Annotated in this window: 3 protein-coding genes; 1 reads left to right on the top strand and 2 read right to left on the bottom strand. The window is 36.9% G+C overall.

Annotated features, from left to right (window positions below):
- Positions 1–212 (bottom strand): hypothetical protein (locus VJJ26_01410; protein HLC06821.1); only part of this gene is annotated, 212 nt, incomplete at its 3' end.
- The gene (locus VJJ26_01415) at positions 187–1500 is read right to left on the bottom strand and encodes an IS701 family transposase (GenBank protein HLC06822.1); all 1314 of its coding nucleotides are present in this window, start codon (positions 1498–1500) and stop codon (positions 187–189) included. The genes VJJ26_01415 and VJJ26_01410, both read right to left, overlap by 26 nt.
- Positions 1501–1817: 317 nt before the next feature.
- On the opposite strand from VJJ26_01415, the gene VJJ26_01420 reads away from it, so the two are divergent.
- Positions 1818–2500 (top strand): hypothetical protein (locus tag VJJ26_01420; GenBank protein ID HLC06823.1); only part of this gene is annotated, 683 nt, incomplete at its 3' end.

Genomic DNA, 2500 nt, shown 5'->3' on the forward strand with positions numbered 1-2500 from the left:
TGAGTAGTGGTTGAAGAAGTAGCATTGGTAGTGTATAAAGCATAATTTCCTACTGCAACATTGTAACTGCTCCATGGGGAGCTTCCGTAATTTAGTGTATACAAGGCATTGTACCCAATGGCAACATTTTCTCCTCCATGAGTATTATTGGCACCTGCTTGATATCCTAAAAAATTATTATTAGTACTACTTTGGTAAATCAAAATATTCATTTATTTCATAGTATCGGTTAATGTCTTTCTCCCTTTTAGCGTGTCTATCAATCATCCAATCAAATTTAGTATCAAAACCTTCTTTGTTATGCTGTATAAGTTCCACTAATAGCTCTCTCACATCATTGCATGATAAAAGCGGAATATCTATTTTGTATTTGAGTTTCTGATTTAACATATATTCCATTGCCAAACAAGTTAGCGCCATGTGATTATTCCATCCGTTATAGCTTCGTACCTGATAATCGGACATTCCTAAATCATGACTATCGTCCCGAAAACATTTTTCTACCCAAAATCGTTGAGCTTGCATGAATGCAAACTGCTCTACGCTTTGTTTCTGTGCTGGAATATTGCTCAATGAAAATTTGAGTTGGTCTTTTTTGTGTATGGGTCTTTTTATAATCAAAGTTTGCTTGAACGCTTGCTTGTCTCCGTTAGATTCGTCCCATACCCAAATCTCTTTTACGTGAATGTGGGCAGTTATCCATCCTTTAGTTGATTTGCGTATTTGAACCAATTTAAAGTCACTTTTACGCAGGGTATTATTGTATTCCAATACACTCATATCCGGAGCGATGGCTTTTAATTTTGCAGCAACCCGTCCTCTTTGAGTTGCTTGTCTTGGGGGTATAGCGATGACGGGTTCTTGCAGAAATATTTTTTGATTGCTGTGAACATCCAGCACATACTTTTTACCTAATGCGTTTATTCCTTTGCTGAACTCGTATCCATTTCCATACAAGCCGTCTCCATTAATAAAATCAAAATGAACTCCACTTTCAATATGTTCCTTTATCATTTCCAATCCTAATTCTTGTTTTGTTTTGAATACTATTTTTTCTTTGGGTATGCCCGCATCCAAGCAGCGTTGCTCATTAGCTGTCCACTCTTTAGGCAAATACAAGCGCGTGTTGGTTAAGGAGGAATATTTATGAGCTGTTAAACTCAAATAAACTCCTACCTGACAGTTGTCTACCTTGCCCAAGCATCCTGCATATTGCCGAGCCACTCCGGCTGACTTATCTCCTTTTTTCAGGTGTGCTTTTTCGTCAACCGTACAGGATATTAGTCCGTGAGGCTTTAAGGTGGTACTTACATTTTTTGACATGGCTTTGAGCAACCCTTCTCTATCCCACGGTGAGTTGGTAATAAAATGTTGCTGGTTTTCGTAATTGCTTGATGTCACTTTTTCTACCATCCGTTCTATATTCCGGTTTTTTCTTTCGCTTTGAATTAATCCGCTTAGATAATGAGATGCCTTGTCTGCCTGATTTTTATTACCCACTGCGAAAAATTGTTCATACAACTCTTCAACATATTCAAAATCGTCTTTTAACGATCTATAAATTTTGTTGCTCGCCTTTAATGCCAGCACTCTTAGCCCGGTTTGTTTCGGGTGTTCTGTTTTTTTGACTTTTTTTCATGGTCTTTGTTTTTATGGGTGCAAGAAAAAAAATAATTATCTTTGCTATACTCGCTTATTATCAAGTTGTTAGCCACCAGTTGTTAATTTACCAAAGTAGTATTAATAAAAAATCAATAACTCATAGGTGGTTGTTGATTTTTTTGTTGTTTATTCGTATTACGTAAATACGTAATACTATGAAAAAACAAAAATCGGTTAAAAAACGCAAAAACACTGTACACCCCCAGTGGGCTACTCAACATCGAAAACCAGGCACGGAACTCCGCTTAATTTATGGGACATATTATTTGTATGCAGTGCGCAGCAAGTATGATCCTGTACTAAAACGAGCAAAAAAAATAAGCGGTAATCTACTTGGTAAAATCACCGAGAAAGATGGGTTTATTGTATCCTCAAAAGATAAACTCAGACAAAAAGCCAAACATCCTATACAGGTTGATAAATTGACCACAAAAGAATTTGGCACGCAAGAGTTGGTCTTGCAGTTAGCAGAAAAACAAGTTTCTGTGTTAGAAGAAGTATTTGGCGAAGATGCCAAGCCCTTGTTTTTATTTGCCTTGTTCCGTTTAACTGAGCAATCGCCAATAAAAAATGTTCCTTTTTATTTCATGCACTCCTTTCTAAGTGAAAAATGGGAAGATGTTTCCGTTTCGGATAAAAGTATCAGTCAACTTTTAAGAAGAGTAGGAAGTAACCGTGAAAAAATAATGCAGTACCAAAAACACTTCGTAAGAGAGGGAGAAAAGGTATTGTTAGATATGACGCATGTAATAACGCACTCCCGGCAAATAGAAGAAGTGCAAAGCGGGTATAACAACTCCATGTCTTTTGACCCACAAGTAAATTTGATGTACCTGTT

This window comes from Candidatus Babeliales bacterium (assembly GCA_035288105.1).
Taxonomy (GTDB): domain Bacteria; phylum Babelota; class Babeliae; order Babelales; family Vermiphilaceae; genus SOIL31.